The following is a 24,246-nucleotide window of genomic DNA, read 5'->3' as shown; positions in this document are numbered from 1 at the left end:
CGAAAGTGAACCGCGCATTCCGCCCGCGCATTCGCCGGCGCCGTTGACCTTCTGTTAATGACGATCGGCGGCGCGCTCCGCATCGCGACATGTTTCTCGCAAAACATCCCCGTATTTCTTCGGACCCCTTAACCAAAGCTAAGAGGGAACCGCGCATGATCGCGCCCATTGCAAAGGCGCGCTGAAACAACAAGATTCATGACTTCTATGAATGACAACAAATATTCCGGCGCGAGCGAAGCCGAACTCGGATTTCTCAAGGAAATCGTTAGAATGCTGCCTGCCGGCCTGACCGTGCAGGACGCTCAAGGCAAGCTTCTGCTGGTTAACGATGTCGCCGCAGCCCAGCTCGGCATGGACGGCAGCCGTCCTTCGCCGGATCTCGCGCAGCGCCGCGATGCATGCGAGCGCGCGCTCAGGGCCGGACAAGCTGTCGTCTCCGAAGAAGCGATCCAGGACGGCGCCGCGCGCCAGGTGCTGCTGACCACCCATCGGCCGGTCCGGCTCGCCGGACGCGAGCTGTTGATATCGGCATCCGCCGATATCACCGAGCAGAAGAATTTCGAGGATCAGCTGTTTCGTTCGGCCTATTTCGACGAACTGACCAACCTGCCCTCACGGCGCGTGATCGAGCATCGCGCCAACAGCCTGCTGGCGCCCGGTCGCGCCGGCGAGCGTTTTGCGCTGGCCTTTCTCGACGTCGACAATTTCAAGCACATCAACGACTACTACGGTCATGCCGTCGGCGATGCGCTGCTGGTCGAGCTGTCGAAGCGGCTCGGGCGCGACCTGCGCGAGTCCGACATGCTGTCGCGCATCTCCGGCGACGAATTCCTGCTGCTGCTGTCGCCGATCCAGAGCCAGGAGGAAGTGGCCGAATTCATGCGGTCGACACTGGAGCGGCTGACCGCGCCGTTCTTCATCGACAATTCGGAAGTGTTCGTCTCCACCTCGGTCGGCGTCAGCCTCTATCCCGATCATGGCCGCAGCTTCGAGACGCTGCGCCAGAACGCCGACATCGCGATGTACCGCATCAAGAACAATGGCAAGGGCACCGCCGCCTTTTTCGATGCAGGCATGGAGCGCGAGGCCTTGGCGCGGATGAAGATCGAGCAGTCGCTGCGGATGGCCATCCTCGAAAAGCGTTTCTGCTGCGCCTTCCAGTCCAAGGTCGACATCCGCACCCAGGCCGTGAAGGGCATCGAGGCCCTGGTGCGCCTGCGCGACGACGAGGGCGTGATCCAGGCGCCGGGCTCGTTCATCAACCTCGCGGGCGAGCTTGGGCTGATCGACGAGCTGACGCATCTCGTTCTCGCGGAGATCGTCAAGTCGATCGACCCGATCAACGACACGTTTGGCGCCGAAGCCACCATCAGCATCAACGTCGCCGCCAAGCAGGCGGGCAATCCCGAATTCATGCGAACATTCGCGCAGGCGCTCGAGGATACCGGCTTTCCCCAGCGCTTCATGATCGAGGTGACGGAAGACGCCTTCGTCGCCAAGAATCATTTTCAGGCCGAAATCCTGCCGATGTTCCGCAAGCTGGGTGTCGGCATCTCGATCGACGATTTCGGCACCGGCTATTCGTCGCTGTCGGCGCTCGCCGACATCACCGCCGACGAGATCAAGATCGACCGCTCCTTCATCACCGACATCCATAAACGGCCGCGCAGCCAGGGCATCCTGCGCGCGATCGAATCCTTAAGCGAAGCGCTCGGCATGACCGTCATCGCCGAGGGCATCGAATCCTACGAGGAACTCGCCTATCTCCAGGCCGCAACCAAGATCCGCTACGCGCAGGGCTATTATTTCGCGCGGCCGATCTTCCTGGAGGAGCTGAAGCTCGCCACCCCCGCCTCGAGCGAATCCCGCGGCACCGTCTCCGCCCGCCCCGCGCAGCAGAACCGCCAGGGCTATTCGCGGGCAACCGGGTATCGGCGGTAATCTCTATTAGAGTTACGTGATAGTTCCGTCATCCTGAGGTGCGAGCCATGCGACGCAACGCGGCGCATGGGGAGCCTCGAAGGATGTACGGCCGATCTGCCAGCCGGGCCGTTCATCCTTCGAGGCCTCCGCCCAGCGGCGCGATTGCGCCGCAAGGCTCCGGCACCTCAGGATGACGGGGGTTAGATCGTGCGCGCAACCGGACGCCGGCGTTAACCCCTTCGCACCAATTCCCCCTTTGAAATCGCTGCCTTTTTGGTAATACACAGGCGGACCTCCTCGAGGCGCGCCATGTCCCACACCTCCCCCGTCGTCAGTGATCCCGCCTATATCCGCGCCCGCGCGATGGAGACACTGTTCGAGCGGTTGGAGCATCTGTGCGAAGGCGCCATAGCGATCGATCGCAGCGGGCGCGTGGTCTATGTCAACGAGAAATACGTGACCGCGATTGGCCTCTCGCATGAATCCGAGGCGCTCGGCCGCCCGATCGAGGAGGTCATCCCCAACAGCCTGATGCGCAGGGTCGTGGAAACGGGCGAGCCGATCATCCTCGACATCATGGAGCTCGGCGGTCAGCAACTGGTCGTCACCCGCATGCCGATCGAGGACGAGAAGGGGAACATCATCGGTGCGATCGGCTTCGTGCTCTATGATCGCCTCGAAGGCCTGAAGCCGCTGCTCGGTCGCGTCGCGCAGCTCGAGAACGACCTGCGGCTGGCGCGACGACAATTGTCGCACGCGCGCGCCGCGCGCTTCACCTTCGAGGACTATGTCGGCAACACCGCAGGCATCGCGCAGGCCAAGAAGCTCGCGGGCCGCGCAGCGCGCCAAAGCGTCACCGTCCTGCTTACCGGCGAGACCGGCACCGGCAAGGAAATGCTGGCGCAGGCGATCCACAATGCATCCGCGCGCGCCGAAAAGCCTTTCGTGAGCGTCAACGTCGCGGCGATCCCGGATACGCTGATCGAATCGGAGTTCTTCGGTGCGGCACCGGGCGCCTACACCGGCGCGGACCGCAAGGGCCGCGAAGGAAAATTCCGGGTGGCCGACGGCGGCACGCTGTTTCTCGACGAGATCGGCGAGATGCCGCTGCAATTGCAGGCCAAGCTGCTGCGCGTTCTGCAGGAGCGGGAAATCGAGCCGCTCGGCTCCGACAAGGTCACCAAGGTCGACGTGCGCGTGATTGCTGCCACCAATGTCGACCTGCACAAGCGGGTCAGCGAGGGGAGGTTCCGGGCCGATCTCTACTACCGGCTCAACGTGCTCTCGATTGTGCTGCCGCCGCTGCGTGACTGCCTGGACGACTTGCCGGAGATCTGCGGCCGGCTGCTCGAAGACATCAGCGCATCCGGCGACTATCTCAATGCCAGGATCACGCCCAGCGGCCTGACTGCGCTTGCGCGGTACGGCTGGCCCGGCAATGTCCGCGAGCTGCGCAACATCCTGGAACGGGCGCTGATCCTGAGCGATTCGGGACGCCTCACCAGCGACGACTTCGATCGCATTCTCCCCGTGAGCGCAGAGATGATACCCGCGGCACCATTGCGGCCGACCGGTCTGGTCCTGCCCTATGCAGAAGCCGAAGCCGAGTTCGAGAAGCACACGCTGGAGCAGGCGCTTGCCGCCAGCAACGGCCAGATCTCGGAAGCCGCCAAGATGCTCCAGATCTCGCGCGCGACCTTCTACAAGAAGCTCGCCAAGTTTGGCCTCGCCTCGGGCGCCGCATCCGTCTGAGTTTCGAGACATCGCATGTCCGGAGTCTCGGATTCCCGACATGGCGCATGGCGCTTTGGCGGCGCCGCCCACACTGAAACTGATGGATTTTCCGCCATCTTGCGCAAACCTGCGGCATCTGGCGCGGAGCTTGCTCTTCGCTTTGCACAATGACGCATGCTGCACATGCGCATTCGCAACCAGGGAGAACGCCAGATGAGTGGAGCGATCACCGTCAATCAGGTTCAGGCCCGACACCCCTCACACGTCACGGTCGCCACCGCGAGCCTGATCGGCACGGCCATCGAGTGGTACGACTTCTTTCTCTACGGCACCGCTGCGGCGCTGATCTTCAACAAGCTGTTCTTTCCGACCTTCGACCCGATGATCGGAACGCTGCTGGCCTTCGCCACCTATGCGCTCGGCTTCATCGCGCGTCCGCTCGGCGGCGTCGTGTTCGGCCACTACGGCGACAAGATCGGCCGCAAGACCATGCTTTATCTCACGCTGCTGATCATGGGCGCCGCGACGGCCGCGATCGGATTCCTTCCGACCTATGAGACCGCCGGCGTCTGGGCCGCGATCCTGCTCGTCACCTGCCGCCTGGTCCAGGGTTTTGGCCTCGGCGGTGAATGGGGCGGCGCGGTGCTGATGGCGGTCGAACATGCGCCCGAGGACAAGAAGGGCTTTTACGGCAGCTGGCCGCAGCTTGGCGCGCCGCTCGGCCTCGTGCTCGGCACGCTGGTGTTCACGGTGGTGTCCTCGACACTATCAGACGCCCAGCTCTATGCCTGGGGCTGGCGCATTCCGTTCCTGTTCTCGATCGCGCTGGTTCTGGTCGGCTTGTGGATCCGCTTCACCATCGCCGAATCGCCGGAATTCCAGAAGGTCAAGGATACCAAGCAGGAAGTGAGGATGCCGATCCTCGAGGCGATCAGGATGTATCCCAAGAACATCCTGCTGGCGATGGGCGCGCGCTTTGCGGAAAACGGCTTCTTCTACATCTACGCGACCTTCGTGCTCGCCTATGCCACGCAATCGCTCGGCATGAACAAGCAAGACATGCTGAACGGCGTGCTGATCGGAGCCGCGATCGAGACCTTCACCATTCCCGCCTTCGGCGCACTGTCCGACAAGGTCGGGCGCCGGCCGGTCTACATTTTCGGCGCGGTGTTTTCCGCGCTGATGTCGTTCCCGCTGTTCATGCTGCTGGCGACCAAGAACCCGCAATACGCCTGGATCGCGATCGTGCTCGGCCTCGCGGTCGGACATGCGGCGATGTACGGCCCGCAGGCAAGCTTCCTGTCGGAGCTGTTCGGCACCAAGGTGCGCTATAGCGGCGTCTCGCTCGGCTACAACCTCGCCTCGATCTTCGCCGGCGCGCTGTCGCCGTTGATCGCGACGGGCCTGATGACGGCTTACGCGCCGGCGACCTGGCCGATCTCGCTCTACATGATCGCGCTCGCGATCATCACCATCGTGTCGGTCTACTTCGCCACCGAAACACGCAAGATAGTTCAGGCTTAAACTCCTGACGCGCCGCGAGGAGCCGCCTGTTGCAGGGCCGCTCCTCGCGCTAAGATCGACGCAACAACGATAACAGCCTTTGGTCCAGGGATCGGGAGGAACGCCGTGAGCCAGCACCCGGCACTGCCCTATTTGCCCCATTCAGAAAAAGGCAAGATCGTCACGGCGACTGAAGCCGTCATGCTGATCCGCGACGGCGACACGGTCGCGACCGGCGGCTTCGTCGGCATCGGTTTTGCCGAGGAGATCGCAATCGCGCTGGAGGAGCTGTATCTGGCGAACGAGGGCGATGCGCCCTATACGCAAGGCAAGCCGCGCAATCTGACGCTGGTCTATGCCGCAGGCCAGGGCGACGGCAAGCATCGTGGCCTCAATCATTTCGCGCATGAGGGCCTGGTCCGCCGCGTGATCGGCGGGCACTGGGGCCTCGCGCCCAAGCTTCAGCAGCTCGCGATCGCTGGCCAGATCGAAGCCTATAATCTGCCGCAGGGCGTGATCACGCATCTGTTCCGCGACATCGCGGCACATCGACCGGGCCATGTTACCCGCGTCGGCATGGGCACCTTCGTCGACCCCAGGCACGGCGGTGGCAAGCTGAACGCGCGTACCACCGAGGACATGGTGGAGCTGATCACGCTGCGCGGCGAGGAATGCCTGCTCTATCGCACGTTCCCGATCAATGTCGGGATCATCCGCGCCACCACCGGTGATCCCGACGGCAATCTGACCATGGAGAAGGAAGCGCTGACGCTGGAGGCGCTGGCGATTGCCATGGCCGCGCATAATTCCGGCGGCATCGTCATCGCCCAGGTCGAGCGCGTCGCCGAGAGCGGCAGCCTCAATCCGCGCCAGGTCAAGATTCCCGGCGTGCTCGTCGATTGCGTGGTCGTGGCCAAGCCCGAACATCACTGGCAGACCTTTGGCACGCAATATAACCCTGCCTATTCCAGCGAGATCCGTGTGCGTACGACGTCGCTGCCGGTAATGCCGCTGAGCGAGCGCAAGATCATCGCACGACGCGCCGCCTTCGAGCTGAAAGCCAACAGCGTCGTCAATCTCGGCATCGGCATGCCCGAGGGGATCGCCTCCGTTGCCAATGAAGAGCGCATCATCGACCTGATCACGCTGACCGCCGAACCCGGCGTGATCGGCGGCATCCCCGCAAGCGGCATCGATTTCGGCGCGGCGATCAACACCCAGGCGGTGATCGACCAGCCCTATCAGTTCGACTTCTATGACGGCGGCGGGCTGGATGCCGCCTTCCTCGGGCTCGCGCAGGTCGATCGCACCGGCAATCTCAATGTCAGCAAGTTCGGGCCGAAGCTTGCCGGCGCGGGCGGCTTCATCAACATCAGCCAGAATGCCAAGGAGGTGGTGTTCGTCGGCACCTTTGCCGCCGGCAGGCAGCGTATCGCGGTCAACGACGGACAGCTCGCCATTGTCGAGGAAGCGAAATCCCGCAAATTCGTCGAGAAGGTTGAGCACGTCACCTTCAGCGGTCCCTTCGCCGCGGCGCGCGGGCAGCGCGTGCTCTATGTCACCGAGCGCTGCGTGTTGACGCTGCGGCCCGACGGGCTCGAGCTCACCGAGGTCGCGCCCGGCATCGACATCGAACGCGACATCCTGAGCCTGATGGATTTCAGGCCGCTGATCCCGCGCGATCCCAGCCTGATGGATGCACGCATCTTCCGCGACGTCCCGATGGATTTGCGCGAGCGGCTGCTGACCATCCCGCTCGACCAGCGTTTCACGCTCGACGAGCAACAAAACCTGTTCTTCGTCAATCTGGAGCGCTATCCCTTGCGCAGCAAGGCCGAGATCGACGCCATCGCGCGCATCGTCGAGGCCAGGCTCAGCACGCTCGGCCGCAAGGTCTACGCCATCGTCAATTATGACAACTTCTCGATCGTGCCGGAGCTGCTGGACGATTACTCGGCCATGGTGCGCAGCCTGGTCGACCGCTTTTATTCCGGCGTGTCGCGTTACACCACGTCGGGCTTCCTGCGCATCAAGCTCGGCGAGGCGCTCGAGCGGCGCGGCGTCGCGCCGCACATCTTCGAGAGTGCGGAAGAGGCGCGGTCGGACTGGCAGATCGAGGCAGGTGGCGCGAGTGACGGCTCGCGGCTCACGGCCCGGCAAGGTCAAAAATGATGCAGAGCTTGCGGGCAGCAGCCTCAGCCGTAAGGTCGAATTGCAATGTTCGTCAGGCTGTGCAAATCGCTATTGCCCAACAAATGAAGTCAGGAGGGACCATCGTGCGTCGATCACTCGTCATAACAACAACCATTCTCGCTTTGGCCGCGGTCACCTCCGCGCACGCCGACGACCTCAAGATCGGGCTGATCTACGGCAAGACCGGCCCGCTTGAAGCCTATGCCAAGCAGACCGAGACCGGCCTGCAGATGGGCTTCGAATACGCCACCAAGGGCACGATGACGATCGACGGTCGCAAGATCGTCATCATCACCAAGGACGACCAGGGCAAGCCGGACCTCTCGAAGGCGGCGCTCGCCGAAGCCTATCAGGACGACAAGGTCGACATCGCCATCGGCACGACATCGTCGGCCGCAGCGCTCGCCATTCTTCCCGTTGCAGAAGAGAACAAGAAGATCCTGATCGTCGAGCCAGCGGTGGCGGACCAGATTACCGGCGAGAAGTGGAATCGCTATATCTTCCGCACCGCGCGCAATTCGTCGCAGGACGCGATCTCGAACGCGGTCGCGATCGGCAAGCAGGGTGTGACCGTTGCGACGCTTGCCCAGGACTACGCTTTCGGCCGCGACGGCGTTGCGGCCTTCAAGGAAGCGCTCGCCAAGACCGGCGCGACGCTTGGCGCGGAAGAATATGCTCCAACCAGCACCACGGACTTCACCGCGGTCGGCCAGCGCCTGTTTGATGCGCTGAAGGACAAGCCCGGCCGCAAGGTGATCTGGGTGATCTGGGCCGGCGCCGGCAATCCGCTCGCCAAGCTGCAGGACATGGATCCGAAGCGCTACGGCATCGAGCTTTCGACCGGCGGCAACATCCTGCCGGCGCTCGCGGCCTATAAGAGCCTGCCGGGCATGGAAGGCGCGACCTATTACTACTACGACATCCCGAAGAATCCGGTGAACGACTGGCTCGTCGCCGAGCACCAGAAGCGCTTCAACGCGCCGCCGGACTTCTTCACCGCCGGCGGCTTTGCCGCCGCGATGTCCGTCGTCACCGCCGTCACCAAGGCGAAGTCGACCGACACCGAGAAGCTGATCACGGCGATGGAAGGCATGGAGTTCGATACGCCGAAAGGCAAGATGGTGTTCCGCAAGGAGGACCACCAGGCGCTGCAGAGCATGTATCACTTCAAGGTCAAGGTCGATCCGAACGTCGCCTGGGCCGTGCTCGAACCGGTGCGCGAGCTGAAGATCGAGGACATGGACGTTCCGATCAAGAACAAGCGCTGATCCTCCTCCCTTCACCTCTCCCGCTTGCGGGAGAGGCCGGGAGAGGGCTCTCACCTCTTGGGGGTCCTCGCCTGCGGAAACACCCTCCCCACCCCTCCCCCGCAAGCGGGGTAGGGAGCGCAGTGTGATCGTAGATACATCGCAACCCTCATTCGCCAGACTGCCATGGCCCTGACCCTCGAGACCCGCGACCTCACCATCCGCTTCGGCGGCCATGTCGCCGTCAACAACGTCACCTGCACGTTCCGCCCCGGCGAACTCACCGCCATCGTCGGTCCGAACGGCGCCGGCAAGACCACCTATTTCAACCTGATCTCGGGACAGCTGCGCGCGTCGAGCGGCAGCATCCTGTTCGACGGCACCGATATCACGGGGCATTCCGCGCCGCTGCGCACCCGTGCGGGACTAGGACGGGCGTTCCAACTGACAAATCTCTTTCCGAACCTGACTGTGGAGGAGAACGTCCGGCTCGCCGTGCAAGCAGCCAGCGGCACCCATTACGACATGCTGCGGCCCTGGATGGTCCGCCGCGACCTGATCGCACGCGCAGATGCCATCCTCGATCAGGTCGCGCTGGGCAACCGCCGCAGCGTCGCCGCGACGGCGCTGTCGCATGGCGACCAGCGCAAGCTCGAGGTCGCGCTGATGATCGCGCTGGAGCCCAAGGTGTTCATGTTCGACGAGCCGACCGCCGGCATGAGCATCGACGAAGTGCCCGTCGTGCTGAATCTCATCGCGCAGCTCAAGCAGGACAAGAGCAAGATCATCCTGCTCGTCGAGCACAAGATGGACGTGGTGCGCTCGCTCGCCGATCGCATCATCGTGCTGCATAACGGCCAACTCGTCGCCGACGGCCCGCCGGCCGACGTGATCGCTTCGCCGATCGTGCAGGAGGCCTATCTCGGCGTTGCCCCCAAGACGGTTGCCGAGGGCGCAGCATGACCGATCTTCTCAAGCTCTCGGGCGTGCACACCCATATCGGCCGCTATCACATTCTCCAGGGCATAGACCTCGCCGTCCCGCAAGGGCAGGTGACGATGCTGCTCGGGCGCAACGGCGCCGGCAAGACCACGACGCTGCGGACCATCATGGGGCTGTGGCAGGCCTCCTCCGGCGAGATCACACTCGGTGGGATGCGCATCGAGAGCCTGGCCACGCCCGACATCGCGAGACTCGGCGTCGGCTATGTGCCCGAAAGCATGGCCGTGTTTTCCGACCTCACGGTGAAGGAAAATCTCATCCTCGCCGCGCGCGACGCGGCGATGGACGACACGCAGCTGGAATGGATTTTCGGCTTCTTCCCGGCGCTGCGCCGGTTCTGGCTGTCGCGCGCGGGTAGCCTCTCCGGCGGGCAGAAGCAGATGCTGTCGATCGCGCGCGCGATCATCGAACCGCGCAAGCTGCTGCTGATCGACGAGCCGACCAAGGGTCTCGCGCCCGCGATCGTGATGGCGCTGATCGAGTGCCTGAAGGAGATCAAGCGCAAGGGCGCGACCATTCTCCTCGTCGAACAGAATTTCTTTGCCGCGCGCGAGCTCGGCGATAGCGTGCTGGTCATGGACAACGGCACCATCGTTCATCGCGGCGAGATGGCTGATCTCGCCGCCGACGTGCCGCTGCAGGAGCGGCTGCTGGGCCTGAGCCTGGAGGCACATCAGTGACTGAGCTCGCCGCATCCGATCCGCTGCCCAAGCCGAAGCGCGACTTCGCGCCGGTCCTGCTGCCGATCGCACTCGCGCTTGTCATGATTCCGCTGGTCGGATCGCCCTCGACCTGGCTGACGCTGACCGCGGCGAGCCTTGCCATGGGCATGATGATCTTCATCATGGCCTCCGGCCTGACGCTGGTGTTCGGCCTGATGGACGTGTTGAATTTCGGCCACGGCGCCTTCATCGCGGTCGGTGCCTATGTCGCGACGCTTGTGTTCGCGCCGTTCGCAGCTTCCGTTCAGGCGGATTCGCTCTGGGTCAATCTCGCAGTGTTGGCGCCGGCGGCGCTGCTGTCGATGGCGGTCTCGGGCGCGCTCGGCCTCGTCGTCGAGCGCGTGCTGATCCTGCCGGTGTACGGCCAGCATCTGAAGCAGATCCTGATGACGACGGGCGGGCTCATCGTCGCGGAGCAGACGCTGTACGCGCTGTGGGGACCGCAGATCATTCCCATGCCACTGCCATCGTCGCTGCGCGGCTCCTTCATCTTCGGCGACGTTGCGATCGCCAAGTACCGCGTGCTGGCGACGCTGATCGGGCTCGCGGTCTTCGTCGCGATCCAGCTCGTGCTCAACCGCACCAAGCTCGGCCTCCTGATCCGCGCCGGCGTCGAGAACCGCGAGATGGTCGAGGCGCTCGGCTATCGCATCCGCCGGCTGTTCCTCGGCGTGTTCATGACGGGATCGGCGCTGGCCGGCCTCGGCGGCGTGATGTGGGCGCTCTATCGCGAGCAGGTCCATGCCTCCATGAGCGACGAGCTCACGGTGTTGATCTTCGTCGTGGTCATCATCGGCGGGCTTGGATCGATCGGCGGCTGCTTCATCGGCGCGATCCTGGTGGCGATGATCGCCAATTACGGCGGCTTCCTGGTGCCGAAACTCGCTCTCGTTTCCAATATCCTGCTGATGGTGGCCATTCTGATGTGGCGGCCGCGCGGCCTCTATGCGGTGACCAGCCGATGATGATCCTGTCAGGCGATCCGCCGAAGAGCCGCGTGCTCACGCTCATTCTCGTCGTCATCATCCTGGCGCTGGCGGCGACGCCGTTCCTGTTTCCGGGAGCAAAAGCACTGAACGTCGCGGCCAAGATCTGCGTCTTTGCCGCCTTGGTCGCGTCCTACGATCTGCTGCTCGGCTATACCGGCACGGTGTCGTTCGCGCACACGATGTTCTACGGCATCGGCAGCTACGCGATCGCGATCGCGCTGTACGGCATGGGCCCGAACTGGGCCGCGGTCGCAACCGGCATCGTCGTCGGCCTGCCGCTCGCCGCGCTGCTGGCGCTTGCGATCGGCCTGTTCTCGCTGCGGGTGGCCGCGATCTTCTTCGCGATGATCACGCTGGCGGTCGCCTCCGCCTTCCAGGTGCTGGCTTCGCAGCTTTCGTGGCTCACGGGGGGCGAGGACGGGCGCAGCTTCCAGCTGCCGGGGCTGCTGCGCCCCGGCACGGTGCTGATCTCCAGGAACCTGCTCGGCTTCGAGATCAACGGCCGTATCCTGACCTTCTATCTGGTGTTCGCGATCTCGGCCCTGATGATCCTCGCGCTGCTGCGCGTGGTGAACTCGCCGTTCGGCCGCGTGCTGCAGGCGATCCGCGAGAACCGCTTTCGCGCCGAGGCGCTCGGCTTCCGCACCGTCTTTCATCTCACTTACGCGAACTGCCTCGCGGCCCTGGTCGCCGCCAGCGCCGGCATTCTCAATGCGCTGTGGCTGCGCTATGCCGGCCCGGACACATCGCTCAGCTTCTCCATCATGCTGGATATTCTCTTGATGGTCGTGATCGGCGGCATGGGCACGATCTATGGCGCGATCATCGGCGCCACGATCTTCATCCTCGCCCAGAACTATCTGCAGTCGCTGATGGGCGTCGCCTCCAAGGCTGCAAGCGAGGCCGGCCTGCCGCTGCTGCCGGGGCTGCTGCATCCCGACCGCTGGCTGCTCTGGCTCGGGCTGCTGTTCATCGCCAGCGTCTATTTCTTCCCGACCGGTGTGGTCGGACGGCTGCGCCAGCGCGGTGGCGAGAGGAGCGCCGGCGCTTCGCATTAAGCGTTCGTTAACGATGCAGCGCAGCGCGCTTCACGTCGCGCGCAACCGACACGTGACGCGCGGCGGCTCCCGCGCTGCTGGATATCCGTACTATTCCGCCACCTGTTTAAGCCATGGGTAACCGGCTTTCCTAAGCATTGCGCCATGTGTCCATGGTATTTCTGCTCCTCCAGGGGAGTGGGATGCGCCAGGTTTTGCGACAGATGGCAGCTGCGATGGTCCTGGCCGCGAAAGGCGGCTGGGACGCGGCCATGCGGCGCGGCCCGGTGCTGTGGTTGACACTGTCGGGCATGTTGCTTGTCGCCGGCATCTTCGTCGTGACCGCGATGGCCGTCGGCGAGTTTCGCGAGAGGACGCTCACCAACCGCGAGCGCGAGATTGAAAACACCGTGCAGCTGATCGCACGGCACTTCGATCAGCAATTTGAAGATTCGGACGTCGTCGCGGCCGATCTAATCGATCAGATGCGGATGCCGGAGATCACCTCGCCGCAGATGTTCCGCGAGCGTATGTCGGGGCCCGAGGCCAACCGGATGCTGAGAGGCAAGATCAGCCCGGTCTCCTATCTCGGCGACATCGCGATCTACGATGCCGACGGTGAGCTGATCGCCTGGTCGCGCGCGGGGCCGCTACCCAAAATCAACATTTCCTCGCGAGCCTATTTCCAGTCGTTCAAGACCAATCCGGTGTCGGAGCCGGTGCTGCTGGAATCCGTGCGCAGCTTCCTGATCGGCAAATGGACCACGATCGTCGCGCGCCGGCTCAGCCTGCCCGATGGCACCTTCGTCGGTGTGATGGTCAGGCGGATCGACCCCGACAGCTATCAACGCTATTTCGCCTCCGTCGCGCTGGCCGAGGGCGCATCCATCTCGCTCTTCGATCGCGAAGGCGTGATGCTGGCGCGCTACCCGCATGTCGAATCGATGATCGGGACAAGCTTCAAGAGCGCGCCGCTGATGCAGAAGGTGCTGGCCCACGGCGGTCAGCATACTCTCCGCGTCAAGAGCCCGGTCGACGGCGAGGAGAGACTCGGCTCGGCCGTGTTGCTGACCCACTTTCCGCTGACCATCGTCGCCACCGATACCATGTCGACCGCGCTTGCCGACTGGCGGCAGCAGACCGGGTTCATGGTCACCACCGCCACGGTATCGGCCGCCGTGATCGCGTCGATCCTGTTCTTGATCATCCGTCAGATCAAGCGGCAGAACAGCGAGGCCCAGCAGCGGCTGGAGGCGGAGCGGCTGCGGCTCGACACCGCCATCAACAACATGTCGCAGGGGCTGATCCTGTACGACGCCGCCGGCTATATCGTCGCCTGCAATCGCCGCTATGCCGACATGTTCGGCCTCTCTCACGACGTCATCAAGCCCGGCTGCCACATCACCGAAGCGATGCGCCACCGCAAGGAGCGCAACGCGTTCAGCGGCGACGTGGAGGCGTTCTGCGCCGAGGTCATGAACGGCGTCGCCGAAGGCAAGGTCGCCACCAGAACGCATCAATTGCCGAACGGCCGCGCCTTCCAGGTCATCAACACGCCGCTCGCCCAGGGCGGTTGGGTCGCCACGATCGAGGAGATCACCGAACGGCGCAATCTGGAACAGGAGCGCGACCGCAACTACACGTTCCTGCGCGAGATCATCGACCACATCCCGTCGCAGATCACGGTCAAGGATGCCAGGACCCGCCAATACCTGCTCATCAACCGCACCGCTGCGGAGCAGTTCGGCCAGTCGCGCGAAGCCGTCGTTGGCAAGACCCCCCTCGACATATACCCTGGCGACATCGCCAGGCTCGTCAACGAGGCCGACGGCGAGGCGCTGCAGACGACCGGAGGCCTGTTCACGGACGAGCATCCCTGGCTGAGCCAGACCATGGGACTGCGCTACATCACCTCGACCCGGATCGGCATCCGCGACGGCTCGGGCGAGCCGCGCTACCTCATCAATGTCGTCGAGGACGTCACCGAGCGGCGGCGCGCCCACGACAAGATCGCGCATATGGCGCACTACGATGCGCTGACCGACCTGCCCAACCGCACGCTGTTCCGCGAGCAGATCGAGCGCGAGCTGGAGAAGGTCGCAGGCGGCGAGCAGTTCGCGCTGCTCTATATCGACGTCGACGAATTCAAGGGCATCAACGATTCGCTTGGCCACCACGTCGGCGACGAGCTGCTGAAAGCGATCGCGGGCCGCATCCGTGCCTGCCTCAAGCCTGATGATCTGATCGCGCGCCTCGGCGGCGACGAATTTGCCGTGATCCAGACCGGGGTCGGGTCATCCAGTGACGTGCTGGCCTTCGTGACGCAAATCCATGAAGCGATCCGCCGCCCCTATCACTGCCTCGGCCATCAGCTCTCCACCGACGCCAGCATCGGCATCGCGCTGGCACCGCAGGATGGCGCCGATCTCGACCAGCTCATCAAGAACGCCGACCTTGCGATGTACGGCGCCAAGGCGCAGGGCCGACGCACCTATCGCTTTTTCGTGCCGGAGATGGATGCGAGCGCCAAGGCCCGCCTCAGCCTGGAGCAGGATTTGCGCCAGGCGCTGGTCAATGGCGGCTTCGAAATCCACTACCAGCCGCTGGTCAATTTGCAGTCGGGCGAGGTCTCCGGCTGCGAGGCGCTGCTGCGCTGGCGCCATCCGGAACGCGGCATGGTGTCGCCGGCCGAATTCATTCCGATTGCCGAGGACACCGGCCTGATCAACGAGCTCGGCGACTGGGTGCTGCGCACGGCCTGCAACGAGGCCGCGACCTGGCCCGCCCATGTGCGTCTCGCCGTCAACGTCTCGCCGGTACAGCTCAAATGCGACACGCTGGCGCTGCGGATCGCGGGGGCGCTGGCCGCCTCCGGCCTCGCACCGCACCGGCTCGAGCTCGAGATCACCGAAGCCGTGCTGATCCGCGACGACGAGGCGGCGCTCGCGATCCTGCACCAGCTCCGCTCGATCGGCGTGCGCATTGCGCTTGACGATTTCGGCACCGGCTATTCCTCGTTGAGCTATCTGAAACGCTTCCCGTTCGACAAGATCAAGATCGACCGCTGCTTCGTCGCCGACATCGCCGAAACCAGCGAATCGCCCGTGATCGTGCAGGCGGTGGTGAACATCGCCTCCGCCAGCAACATGACCACCGTTGCCGAAGGCGTCGAGACCGAAGCCCAGCGCGACCTGCTGCGCAACCTGGGCTGCACGGAAATGCAGGGCTATCTGTTCAGCAGGCCGAGGCCGGCGGCCGAGGTGCGCGAGCTGTTCGGCGCCGGCGATGCGATTCCTGTCGCTGCGGTGGCCTGACATGGCAAGGCTCACCAAGACTCCCGCGAAGACCGTTGATGTCGCCGATTCCTACGCGGTGCGGCTGATGCAGCATCTGGTGGTGCCGACCTTCGTGATCGATCCGAAGCGGCGCGTCGTGATCTGGAACAGGGCCTGCGAGCGCCTGACTGGCGTTGCCGCCTCCGAGGTGATCGGCACCAACAGGCATTGGCAGGCCTTCTACGAGATCAAGCGCCCCTGCCTCGCCGATCTGGTCGCGCTCGACCGCCCCGAGCAGCTGCCGGAATTCTATTCGGAATACGCCGCGCGCGGCCACAACGGGCTCGGCTTCAGCGCCGAGAACTGGTGCGTGATGCCGAAGCTCGGCAGCCAGCTCTATCTTGCGATCGACGCCGGCCCGATCCACGACGAGGCCGGCAATCTGATCGCCGTGGTGGAGACGCTGCGCGATCTCACCGACCAGAAGCGCGCCGAGATGGCGCTGAAGGAGCTCGCGACCAAGGACGGGCTGACCGGGCTTTCGAACCGTCGCGCGTTCGATCAGATGCTGATGAGCGAATGGGCGCGCGCGCAACGGACGCAGAAGCCGCTGGCGCTGCTGTTCGTCGACGTCGATCATTTCAAGCTGTTCAACGACGCGCACGGCCACCAGACCGGCGACGAGTGCCTGCGCGAGGTCGCGCGCGTGGTCAGCCGCCATGCCGTGCGCCCGCTGGATCTCGCCAGCCGCTACGGCGGCGAGGAATTCGCGCTGATCCTGCCCGACATGAGCCGCGACGAGGCCTGCGCCATCGCCGAGGAGATCCGCAGCGCCGTGATGGGCTTGCGGATCACCCATGGCGCCAACGGGGCCGGCGAGCACGTCACCCTCAGTGTCGGCGTCGCCAGTCACGTCCCCGGCGAGGCCGATGGCTCCCCCGACGGTCTGCTGGGCGCAGCCGACCAGGCGCTCTATGCCGCCAAGCGGCTCGGCCGCAACCGGGTGGTCTGCTCCGAGCGGGTGCTGACCGAATTCGTAGGCCTCGGCCGGGATCATCCGACGGTTGGCGATCAGGTTCCTGGCCTCGCCCCGCGCAGATCGGCCTGAAGCGCAGCTATTGCCGTTTGAAGAACGACGTCGCGGTCGCGCCTGGGCGACGGCTAGCCTTTGTCGAAACCATGACCGCGAAAACAACCCCATGCACAGTAGACGGCTCTCGCCAAATCAAAGGCTTAGCACGAGCCCCACCGATGCGACGGCAGCCCGCGGGGAACGCAGCGCAATGCGGGATTTTGCCTGCGACTTGGACCTCGCCGAACGAGGCGCCATCGACTTCGGAAAATCCGTTGACGCGTCGGGCAAAACAGTGCCATGATGGCATCATCGCAAGTCAAGCGACGGTTGCCCATCCCTCGCCATTAGGCTATTGAGGCGGCGCTGCACCCGTAGCTCAGCTGGATAGAGCGTTGCCCTCCGAAGCTGGACCGGTAACATAGCTTTTTGCTGAAAAAATGAACTCCTCAAAGCGACCAGAGCGTCATTTTCTCCTCTGCGGCACGACCGGGCCACACTAGACGACGTGAAAACTATCTTCGCTCCGAAGAAGTTCGGCGAGCAATTGCAGCCAAAGCACTGGCCTATGAGCCTGCACTCGGACTCAACTCGCGATCGCTTTTTTATAGAAGCCTAACCTCGGCCTTTCCATTATGGCGGATCCGAAGAGAGGCCTCAGCTGGCGTTGCCTTCGGGAGACGCTCCTTCAGCAATAAGAAATTCGGCAAACACTTCCGCAAACGGAAAGTCGGTTAGAGGCTCCAAGAATAGAAACTGGCCCTGCGGGTTGATCTCGCCCTGGGCGTCGTCAGCAATGCACGAAAGCCTCAGCGACTCGAACTCTCCGTCCCCCGCCACGGTCTCCTCGACCAGCCAAGGCCGCCCCCGGAGCTCCACAAAAGCCCCAGCCTCAAGTTTCCCCGCTTCCAGTGTGGCCTTACTGACCCGGATAGGACAATAGTTGCGGCTAAGGCGCCACACAACTATTTGCTAGGGAAACGGAGAAGATGGAGAAAACCTATCGGTTGCTCGGCAAGGATCGGCAGATTTATTCGAGCAGCACACCGGGGGCGCTCGGCGGAAACGGCCAAATGAAGATTTACGGCCAGCTAAACTGCTCGTCTGCCATGCGAGCGGTTGCCGCTGGCAACAGCTACCAAAAACATCGAGTATTCTTTGCCGACGAAGCCACCGCGATCGGGGCTGGCTATCGACCGTGCGGTAATTGCATGCGTGAGAAATACAAAGCCTGGCGCGCCACCCAATCGCAAAGATGAGCAATTTGCAGAGACCTAATCAAGGATACGATCTCGTCGGCGACATCCACGGTCACGCAGGCCCTCTACGTCGGTTGCTGGATGAACTCGGCTATACAGAGGTCGAGGGAATTTTCCGACATGCCGCGCGGAAAATGATCTTTGTCGGTGACTTCATCGATCGCGGTCCGCAACAACGGGAGGTTCTTCGTATTGCCCGCGCGATGTGCAAGGCCGGGACCGCTAGAGCGGTCTTAGGAAATCATGAGTTCAACGCCATCGGTTGGGCGGCCCAGAATGAGGACGGGCACTTCCTTCGAGAGCATTCTGCCAAAAATGCGCGCCAGCACGCTGAATTTCTCCTCCAATTCGGAGAGGGCTCCGCTGCTCATATGGAAGCCGTCGGTTGGTTTAGAAGCCTGCCGATTTGGCTGGACCTTCCGGGCCTTCGTGTAGTCCACGCGTGCTGGCATGAAACGTCCCGCGTGGCCCTCATGCCATTTTTGGACGAGCGAGGCTGCATCACGGAGACAGGAATCCGGGAAAGTTATCGTCGCGGAACAGCCGCACATGCCGCTGTCGAGACACTCCTCAAGGGCCCAGAACAACGATTGCCCGAGGGTATTCATTTCTTCGATAAGGATGGGCACAAGCGAGAGGAGGTGCGCCTCCGGTGGTGGGACGACGCCGCGACGACGTTCCGAAGCGCCGCCCTCAGCATGGACGGGCGAGAAGACGAGTTGCCTGATTCAGCGCTCCCCAGAGACTTCCGATACACCGGGAACAAGCCAGTGTTCTTCGGCCACTATTGGCTGCAAGGCCTCCCTGAGCTCACCGCCCGGAACGCTGCCTGTCTCGACTTCAGTGTAGCCAAAAACGGTCATCTAACGGCTTATCGATGGTCGGGAGAAACCGATCTGTTGACCGAAAACCTAATATCGGTCGCTGCATAGGGAGCTAATTCGCCGCAGCAGCGGCGAATTAGAACCGCCACAGCCCCGGCACGCTCGGCATTTTTTGGCGCACCCGACACGATTCGAACGTGCGACCTTTGCCTGAGGAGGGCCCCGCAACCATGCTACCGAGCCAGCCCAGGCAAACCAAGCGGTTGCCCATCCCTCGCCATTAGGCTATTGAGGCGGCGCTGCACCCGTAGCTCAGCTGGATAGAGCGTTGCCCTCCGAAGGCAAATGCAAGCTCTTTCTGATGGTCGAGGGTGTCGTAAAAAACGAGTGAAACCAAGCGATTGGCGAAACTCGAAGGAAGCACGAAAATCGCATTCGAGGTCGCGGAAGCACCACGGAAGCAAACCGAAAGGAGGTTGTGGAGTACGAATGGCGATGATCGGCGAGGCTTTAGCCCGCGTCGTTTGAGCCATGTCGATTCTAGAATTCGCGATTGACCGTGGTCGATCTCGGACACTATCTGAATATCGATGCGCCCGTAGCTCAGCTGGATAGAGCGCCACCCTCCGAAGGTGGAGGCCACACGTTCGAATCGTGTCGGGCGCGCCATTTGCGTACAAAACCACGAACATTTCCGTTCTCGGTCTGTTTGCCGGCGATGGCGGCTTGCAGGACGTCCTTGCTGCCGATGATCCGGATGGCACGGTCGTCAACCTCGACCGCATCGAGGATCGAACGGATGTAAGCCTTGCGCGTATTGGTATCGCCGGCGTCCAACTTGTCGGACATCAGTCGCGCAAATGCATCGATCTTCTGGGCGTCGACAGCTGCGGCCGTGCCGCAAAGGGCCCGGGCCTGGTCGAGGGCTGCCTTCGCGCGCTCGCGTTGGCCTTTCAGGGCGGCGGTACGCTCCCTCAGGATATCATCCAACTCAACGATGCCATCCTCAATAGACCGATAAAGGCGCTTCAGGCGATCTTCCGAGTCGCTCAGTTCTTTTTGCAAGGCAACCAGCCGCTGGCTCGCGGATTCAGTCTTCGCGGCCTGGCGTTCGATCAGCGACTTTAGGAGGTCGGCGAGCCGGTCAGGAGCCAGCACGCACGCCTTTAGGTTGGTCAAAACGATGTCATCCAAGGTCGCGGCCGGGATATGACGACCCTTGCAGACAGTTTTGCCCTTCTGCTGGCAACCCGCACAGGAATAATACGAATACGACCGGCCCTGCCGGTTAGTCGTTCCCGTACGGGTCATTCCCGCTCCGCAGGACGCGCAGACCGCGATGCCCGTGAGCAGCGAAGGGCCGTTGACTACACGGGGCGGCGTGGTCTTAGGATTGTTACGCGCCAGTTTTGCTTGCACGCGCTCGAAGTCGTTCTTCTCGATCAGAACCGGGATAGTGATGTGGACGACGCTGGACGGATCATGGTGGCGCCCATCACGCGAGCTGCGCACGCCGTAGGGCCACTGGCCAGTGGCATAGCAAGCGTTGGTCAGGATCTTGTGCACCGGCCCGACGCCGAAAGTGGCGCCCCGTCGCGTGCGGTAGCCGTGGCTGTTGAGCCACTTCGTCGCCTCCTTCACGCCGAGCGGGCCGGTTGTGCCGTCCCCGTCCAGATAGAGCTTGTAGAGCAACCGGACAGTCTCGGCTTCGACGGGATCGATATCGAGCTTCTTCTTGACCTTCTGTCCGCGTCGCTCCGCTTCAACGATCTTGTAGCCGAGTGGCGGCGTGGCACCATTCCAAAAGCCCTGCCGCGCCGACTCGCGCATCGCCCGCGTCGTGTTTTTGGAGATTTCACGGGAGGTGTGCTCGTCAAAGGCTCCGATGATTTGTCTTACAAGGATTTGGCTGGGATCATCGCCAGTCGGTTGGGTCACCGAGATGACCTCGACGCCATGCTTGCGCAACTTGCGGATGGTCAGCTCCATCTCGGCGACGTTGCGAAAGAAGCGATTGAATGCGTAGAACACGATCGCATCGTAGGGATGGTCCGGCGCGCAGGCCCTGTCAATCATCGCCTGCAGCACGGGCCTGCGGTCGTCCGTCGCTGTCTTCGCCTCGACGAATTCCTCGACGATCGCGCAACCATTCTGATCGCAGAAGCCCGCCGTGATCTTGCGCTGGCTCGGGATCGAAGCTTCGTTGGAAAATTGTCGCCCGGTGCTGACCCTGTAATAGGTCGCAACGCGCCTTGGCGCATCGTCTTGCTTCTGAACCGAGTTGCGAAATACGTGCTTGTTCATGGTCAGACCTGCGATTGCACAGTGCTAAGTCTTGGCTGTCTCGGATCGAATCTGCGCAGCAGATAAGGTACCCTGTCAATCAAAATCTGCGCACAAGATCAGCGTTCCTTCGGGGTGTTGCCGAGCAAGTCCTGGAGTTCTGCACCCAGTAAAATTTCAATTGCGCGCAGTTCTCTCTCAAGGATCGGCACGGACTGCGGTATCTCAATCGTCACCTGGAAATCGGCCGGTTGTGGCTGGCGCGGGCCACGCTTCCGCGGCGCACTGGACTTACCAGGCGCGACATTGCCGAACACCAAGATAGCTCGTTTGCGAAGGCTTGCGCGCCTAGAGCTCATGGCTGAGCTCCCGTCGCCGTTCGCGTGAACGTTCGGCCGTCCGACCGAGGGGCCTTATCCCCTCGATCACATCGAGCGTGGAGATCTTGGGTGCTGCGCGGGAAAGCCGCTCGGCCAGCCAGCCCCGGCGCTGTGCTTCCGCGAAGACCAGGCCGTCACGCTGCTGATCGAACGGCAGTTCGGAGGCGAGCCGCCGATCAATGCTCTTGGCGTCAAGGACGAGCGTCGTCCGCTCGCGTGCTCGGCTCGCCGCCACGTAAATGTCATGACGATTGTAGCTGTGGTCCAGATAGGCGATGGCGTGGTCGACCGTTAGGCCCTGGCTTCCGTAGACCGTCGAGGCGTAGGCCCAGCCAAGACGCGGCCGCCCCTGCGCGTCAGCAAGCCGCATGGGATCGAAAGTGGTCTGTCGCCCGTTGATATCGGCTTCGATGAGGATGCGGCTCGCATCGCTCGAGGACTGAGCGGTTTCGCTGACGTTGACAATGGTGGCTGCAGAGCCGTTGACCACGCCCAGTTCGTCATCACGGCCGAGGAATCTGATCCTGTCCCCCGCGGCCAGTGAGATCTGGGCGGTGTGGCCGGAGGGCGTGGCCGCGGTGAAGCTAACCTCGGTCCCCCTGATAATCCCGGCCTCCTTGAGGCGCTCGCGTGCCGCTCGCGAGATAGCGGCAACTGTCGCGTTGGACTTGGCGAGGATCAGGACTGAGGCGCCTCGATCGTGCGCATGGATCTGCTCGGCGGCATCAAGCGCCGCCGTAACGGCCGCTTTGGCTCCGTCCGCCTCGATCAACAAACCTCGGTCTGCGAAGGCCTCGAGCGCGGGGGCTGCCCGCCCGCCGCCGAAGGAAGTGATGGCCTCTCGGGCCCAGGGCTCCCGCTGGCGGACAATGTTGCTCACTCGCGCTGCTTCAACGGCCCGCGCCACGAGGTCGAGACCAGGGCCGGCGCCAATCGCCTGGAGCTGCCGGCGATCCCCCACCAGTATGATCTTGGCGCCGGCATTGGTTACGGCGTCGAGCAGCGCGCCCATGTCCCGCGAGGACAATAGGCCCGCCTCGTCGACGATCAGAACGGTCCGGCTGTCGAGAATCTTTTCGCCGGCTCTCAGTCGCGCGATCCAGGAGGCCGTCGCCCGCGCCTCGATTCCAAGATCGTCCCGGAGCATGTTTGCGATCCGCCAGGCGGATGCGGTGGCGATCACCCGGCACCCGGCTGCAGCGTATCCACCCACGACCGGCGCCAAGAGCGTGGACTTGCCGACCCCGGGGGCCCCCTCGACGATCGCGACCGCGGAGCTAGTGGTCGCCGCCAGCGCCGCGTCGGTCTGTTCTGCCGTGAGGCCGGAGGCGTTGCAACGATCCCGCAGCGCCCCCGGATCGACGGCAAGCCAGGACTGGTTCGCGAGACGTCGCGCCTGCTCGACGACATTCCGCTCGATCGCGAGCATTTCGGGGGTGGAGTAACAGGGCAGCCCGAGGGGATCGCGGCCGATCTCGACAACGGCCCCCTGGCTCAGCAGGCAATTGAGCTCGACATTCGCACGCTCCGCTGGCAAGCTGGTGCCGACGAGGGCGGCGGCCACCGCGCGCAAGAGCTCGCGCCGCTCGATAACGCTCTCATGCTCGGTGAGATTGGCCGGCAGGGCTGCCATCCTCTCCGAAAGCAGCCGTTCGGCCGCCTGCTGATCAAGCACCGTGGAGTGATCCCGCAAGCTGTCGGCGAATGATTCCGTGTCCAAGCCGAGCGACTGCGCCGCATCGCGCCAGACGTCTTCCCGCCGGAGGCTTTCGCCCTCAAGCTTGCTGCTTCGCGTCGCCTTGGCGATTGCGCCGGCGAGTGCGGCTGCCTCGCCGCTGATGACACCGTGCTCCGCAAGTTCGTCCTCGATCTCCTGTCGTCGCGCGCTGAAATATCTGATGGTCGCATCGTCGACGCCTGCAATCTCGAACACGCCATTCTTGCCGACGCGGTCGATCGCAAAACCGATCTTCTCGAGCTCATGCGCGAGAGCGGCGTGATACGTCGCACCCGCGGCCATCTTGAAATCGCGGATGATTTTTGAATGCAGCCCACCGATCGTGTGATCGCTTTGACGTGTAGCAATGTTCAAACAGACGCAATGCGTATGCAGATTTGGGTCGGCGAATACCTTCCCATCGCTATGCTGAGCCGGCCGGCTTTCGCCATGCCGAAACGTCGCAGAAGTCAGGGCCACCTTTTCGAGAAAGGCACCGTTGCGGCCGCGACGCGCCCACGTCGCCTCGCGCTCCAACATCGACAGTGTGGCGCGAACGGCCTTCTGCTGAGCCGCTTCGATCAGACGTTTTGTATCGTACGGTGCAAGACCCCAGACCACCCCGACTGAACGCGGGGCACTCAGGGTGATGTCGAAGGCGGGCGTGCGCTCCTTGTGCCGACGAATCTGTTCGAGCAGTGGGGCACCATCTTCATCGCGCGCGTGATACAGGCGATCGAAGGTGGCGCGGTCGACGGGTGAGCCGTCGACGATGGCAAACTCTCCTGCAGGCGCGTACCAGATGCCAGCCGGTTCGCTGCTGCCGGCGTAATACTCCGTCTCGCGCTGACGCGTGTAGTACGTGCTCGCCGCTGCCGGATTCCAGGTCGCAACCACGAAGAAAGCCCCCAATGGAGGCCTTCTTCAATATGCATATCTCGACCAATTGCGATTGAATCAATGCGGTCAGATTGTTATAGATATCTCAATGGCTTGGCGTTGGCGCTGAATGCTTGAAAGCTCAGCTCTATGGCGCCACCTGCGTTACCTTGATCCACCACTTACGACCGTTCCTCAAAGAGG

General features: G+C 63.2%; 17 protein-coding genes, 1 tRNA gene and 1 pseudogene. 15 read left to right on the top strand and 4 right to left on the bottom strand.

Features of this window, described 5'->3' with window-relative positions; genetic code table 11:
- Window positions 1–207: 207 nt before the first annotated feature.
- The 11 genes from JQ621_RS24175 (at window position 208) to JQ621_RS24125 (ending at window position 16,736) form a co-directional block, all read left to right on the top strand.
- Window positions 208–1,944: a putative bifunctional diguanylate cyclase/phosphodiesterase gene (locus tag JQ621_RS24175; RefSeq protein WP_212237292.1), complete on the top strand. Its 1,737-nt coding sequence runs from the start codon at window positions 208–210 to the stop codon at window positions 1,942–1,944.
- Window positions 1,945–2,235: 291 nt separating this feature from the next.
- Window positions 2,236–3,678, top strand: coding sequence for a sigma-54 interaction domain-containing protein (locus JQ621_RS24170; RefSeq protein ID WP_212237290.1), 1,443 nt, complete (start codon window positions 2,236–2,238; stop codon window positions 3,676–3,678).
- Window positions 3,679–3,873: 195 nt separating this feature from the next.
- Entirely contained in the window at window positions 3,874–5,184 is a 1,311-nt protein-coding gene (locus JQ621_RS24165) for an MFS transporter (protein WP_249125522.1), read from the top strand.
- A 105-nt stretch (window positions 5,185–5,289) separates the two neighbouring features.
- Entirely contained in the window at window positions 5,290–7,335 is a 2,046-nt protein-coding gene (locus tag JQ621_RS24160) for an acyl CoA:acetate/3-ketoacid CoA transferase (RefSeq protein WP_212237278.1), read from the top strand.
- A gap of 104 nt (window positions 7,336–7,439) precedes the next feature.
- Entirely contained in the window at window positions 7,440–8,624 is a 1,185-nt protein-coding gene (locus JQ621_RS24155; protein WP_212237276.1) for a substrate-binding domain-containing protein, read from the top strand.
- A 165-nt stretch (window positions 8,625–8,789) separates the two neighbouring features.
- Window positions 8,790–9,566, top strand: coding sequence for an ABC transporter ATP-binding protein (locus JQ621_RS24150; protein ID WP_212237262.1), 777 nt, complete (start codon window positions 8,790–8,792; stop codon window positions 9,564–9,566).
- A complete protein-coding gene (locus JQ621_RS24145) occupies window positions 9,563–10,285 on the top strand; it encodes an ABC transporter ATP-binding protein (RefSeq protein WP_212237260.1) in 723 nt (240 codons plus the stop codon). Before JQ621_RS24150 ends, JQ621_RS24145 begins: the two co-directional genes overlap by 4 nt.
- Complete coding sequence (locus JQ621_RS24140) at window positions 10,282–11,292, top strand: branched-chain amino acid ABC transporter permease (RefSeq protein ID WP_212237258.1); 1,011 nt, start codon at window positions 10,282–10,284, stop codon at window positions 11,290–11,292. Before JQ621_RS24145 ends, JQ621_RS24140 begins: the two co-directional genes overlap by 4 nt.
- The gene (locus JQ621_RS24135; RefSeq protein WP_212237256.1) at window positions 11,289–12,374 is read left to right on the top strand and encodes a branched-chain amino acid ABC transporter permease; all 1,086 of its coding nucleotides are present in this window, start codon (window positions 11,289–11,291) and stop codon (window positions 12,372–12,374) included. The genes JQ621_RS24140 and JQ621_RS24135 overlap by 4 nt, the downstream gene beginning before the upstream one ends.
- Before the next feature lie 215 nt (window positions 12,375–12,589).
- On the top strand, window positions 12,590–15,667 hold the full coding sequence (locus JQ621_RS24130) for a bifunctional diguanylate cyclase/phosphodiesterase (protein ID WP_212237436.1): 3,078 nt from the start codon (window positions 12,590–12,592) through the stop codon (window positions 15,665–15,667).
- A gap of 1 nt (window position 15,668) precedes the next feature.
- Window positions 15,669–16,736 (top strand): sensor domain-containing diguanylate cyclase, encoded by a 1,068-nt coding sequence (locus tag JQ621_RS24125; RefSeq protein ID WP_212237254.1) that lies wholly within the window; start codon window positions 15,669–15,671, stop codon window positions 16,734–16,736.
- Window positions 16,737–17,357: 621 nt separating this feature from the next.
- Here the strand turns inward: JQ621_RS24125 and JQ621_RS24120 are convergent.
- On the bottom strand, window positions 17,358–17,540 hold the full coding sequence (locus tag JQ621_RS24120; RefSeq protein ID WP_212237252.1) for a hypothetical protein: 183 nt from the start codon (window positions 17,538–17,540) through the stop codon (window positions 17,358–17,360).
- Between the two features lie 149 nt (window positions 17,541–17,689).
- On the opposite strand from JQ621_RS24120, the gene JQ621_RS24115 reads away from it, so the two are divergent.
- The 4 genes from JQ621_RS24115 to JQ621_RS35525 all read left to right on the top strand — a co-directional run bounded on the left by JQ621_RS24115 (window position 17,690) and on the right by JQ621_RS35525 (window position 19,911).
- Window positions 17,690–17,959, top strand: a complete 270-nt coding sequence (locus JQ621_RS24115; RefSeq protein WP_212237250.1) for an Ada metal-binding domain-containing protein — start codon at window positions 17,690–17,692, stop codon at window positions 17,957–17,959.
- Complete coding sequence (locus tag JQ621_RS24110) at window positions 17,956–18,891, top strand: metallophosphoesterase (protein WP_212237249.1); 936 nt, start codon at window positions 17,956–17,958, stop codon at window positions 18,889–18,891. The genes JQ621_RS24115 and JQ621_RS24110 overlap by 4 nt, the downstream gene beginning before the upstream one ends.
- A 484-nt stretch (window positions 18,892–19,375) precedes the next feature.
- Window positions 19,376–19,452, top strand: a tRNA-Arg gene (locus tag JQ621_RS24105).
- A complete protein-coding gene (locus tag JQ621_RS35525) occupies window positions 19,438–19,911 on the top strand; it encodes a hypothetical protein (RefSeq protein ID WP_244645946.1) in 474 nt (157 codons plus the stop codon). Before JQ621_RS24105 ends, JQ621_RS35525 begins: the two co-directional genes overlap by 15 nt.
- A gap of 51 nt (window positions 19,912–19,962) precedes the next feature.
- Here the strand turns inward: JQ621_RS35525 and JQ621_RS35520 are convergent.
- The 3 genes and pseudogenes from JQ621_RS35520 to mobF form a co-directional block, all read right to left on the bottom strand.
- A pseudogene (locus tag JQ621_RS35520) lies at window positions 19,963–21,087 on the bottom strand (recombinase family protein); the annotation flags it as partial.
- Between the two features lie 98 nt (window positions 21,088–21,185).
- On the bottom strand, window positions 21,186–21,386 hold the full coding sequence (locus JQ621_RS24095; protein WP_188102945.1) for a hypothetical protein: 201 nt from the start codon (window positions 21,384–21,386) through the stop codon (window positions 21,186–21,188).
- 28 nt (window positions 21,387–21,414) lie between these two features.
- Window positions 21,415–24,075: a MobF family relaxase gene (gene mobF / locus JQ621_RS24090; RefSeq protein ID WP_188102943.1), complete on the bottom strand. Its 2,661-nt coding sequence runs from the start codon at window positions 24,073–24,075 to the stop codon at window positions 21,415–21,417.
- Between the last annotated feature and the right edge of the window lie 171 nt (window positions 24,076–24,246).

The sequence above is a fragment of the Bradyrhizobium manausense genome, assembly GCF_018129685.1.
GTDB classification, from domain to species: domain Bacteria; phylum Pseudomonadota; class Alphaproteobacteria; order Rhizobiales; family Xanthobacteraceae; genus Bradyrhizobium; species Bradyrhizobium manausense_D.
Note: the sequence above shows the minus strand (reverse complement) of the source record. Positions and strands in the feature narration are given on the sequence as shown.

Excerpts from the sequence above, each read along its gene's own strand:
- JQ621_RS24175 (WP_212237292.1), top strand. The coding sequence starts at position 208 with ATGAATGACAACAAATATTCCGGCGCGAGCGAAGCCGAACTCGGATTT.
- JQ621_RS24170 (WP_212237290.1), top strand. The coding sequence starts at position 2,236 with ATGTCCCACACCTCCCCCGTCGTCAGTGATCCCGCCTATATCCGCGCC.
- JQ621_RS24165 (WP_249125522.1), top strand. The coding sequence starts at position 3,874 with ATGAGTGGAGCGATCACCGTCAATCAGGTTCAGGCCCGACACCCCTCA.
- JQ621_RS24150 (WP_212237262.1), top strand. The coding sequence starts at position 8,790 with ATGGCCCTGACCCTCGAGACCCGCGACCTCACCATCCGCTTCGGCGGC.
- JQ621_RS24145 (WP_212237260.1), top strand. The coding sequence starts at position 9,563 with ATGACCGATCTTCTCAAGCTCTCGGGCGTGCACACCCATATCGGCCGC.
- JQ621_RS24135 (WP_212237256.1), top strand. The coding sequence starts at position 11,289 with ATGATGATCCTGTCAGGCGATCCGCCGAAGAGCCGCGTGCTCACGCTC.
- JQ621_RS24130 (WP_212237436.1), top strand. The coding sequence starts at position 12,590 with ATGGTCCTGGCCGCGAAAGGCGGCTGGGACGCGGCCATGCGGCGCGGC.
- JQ621_RS24125 (WP_212237254.1), top strand. The coding sequence starts at position 15,669 with ATGGCAAGGCTCACCAAGACTCCCGCGAAGACCGTTGATGTCGCCGAT.
- JQ621_RS24115 (WP_212237250.1), top strand. The coding sequence starts at position 17,690 with ATGGAGAAAACCTATCGGTTGCTCGGCAAGGATCGGCAGATTTATTCG.
- JQ621_RS24110 (WP_212237249.1), top strand. The coding sequence starts at position 17,956 with ATGAGCAATTTGCAGAGACCTAATCAAGGATACGATCTCGTCGGCGAC.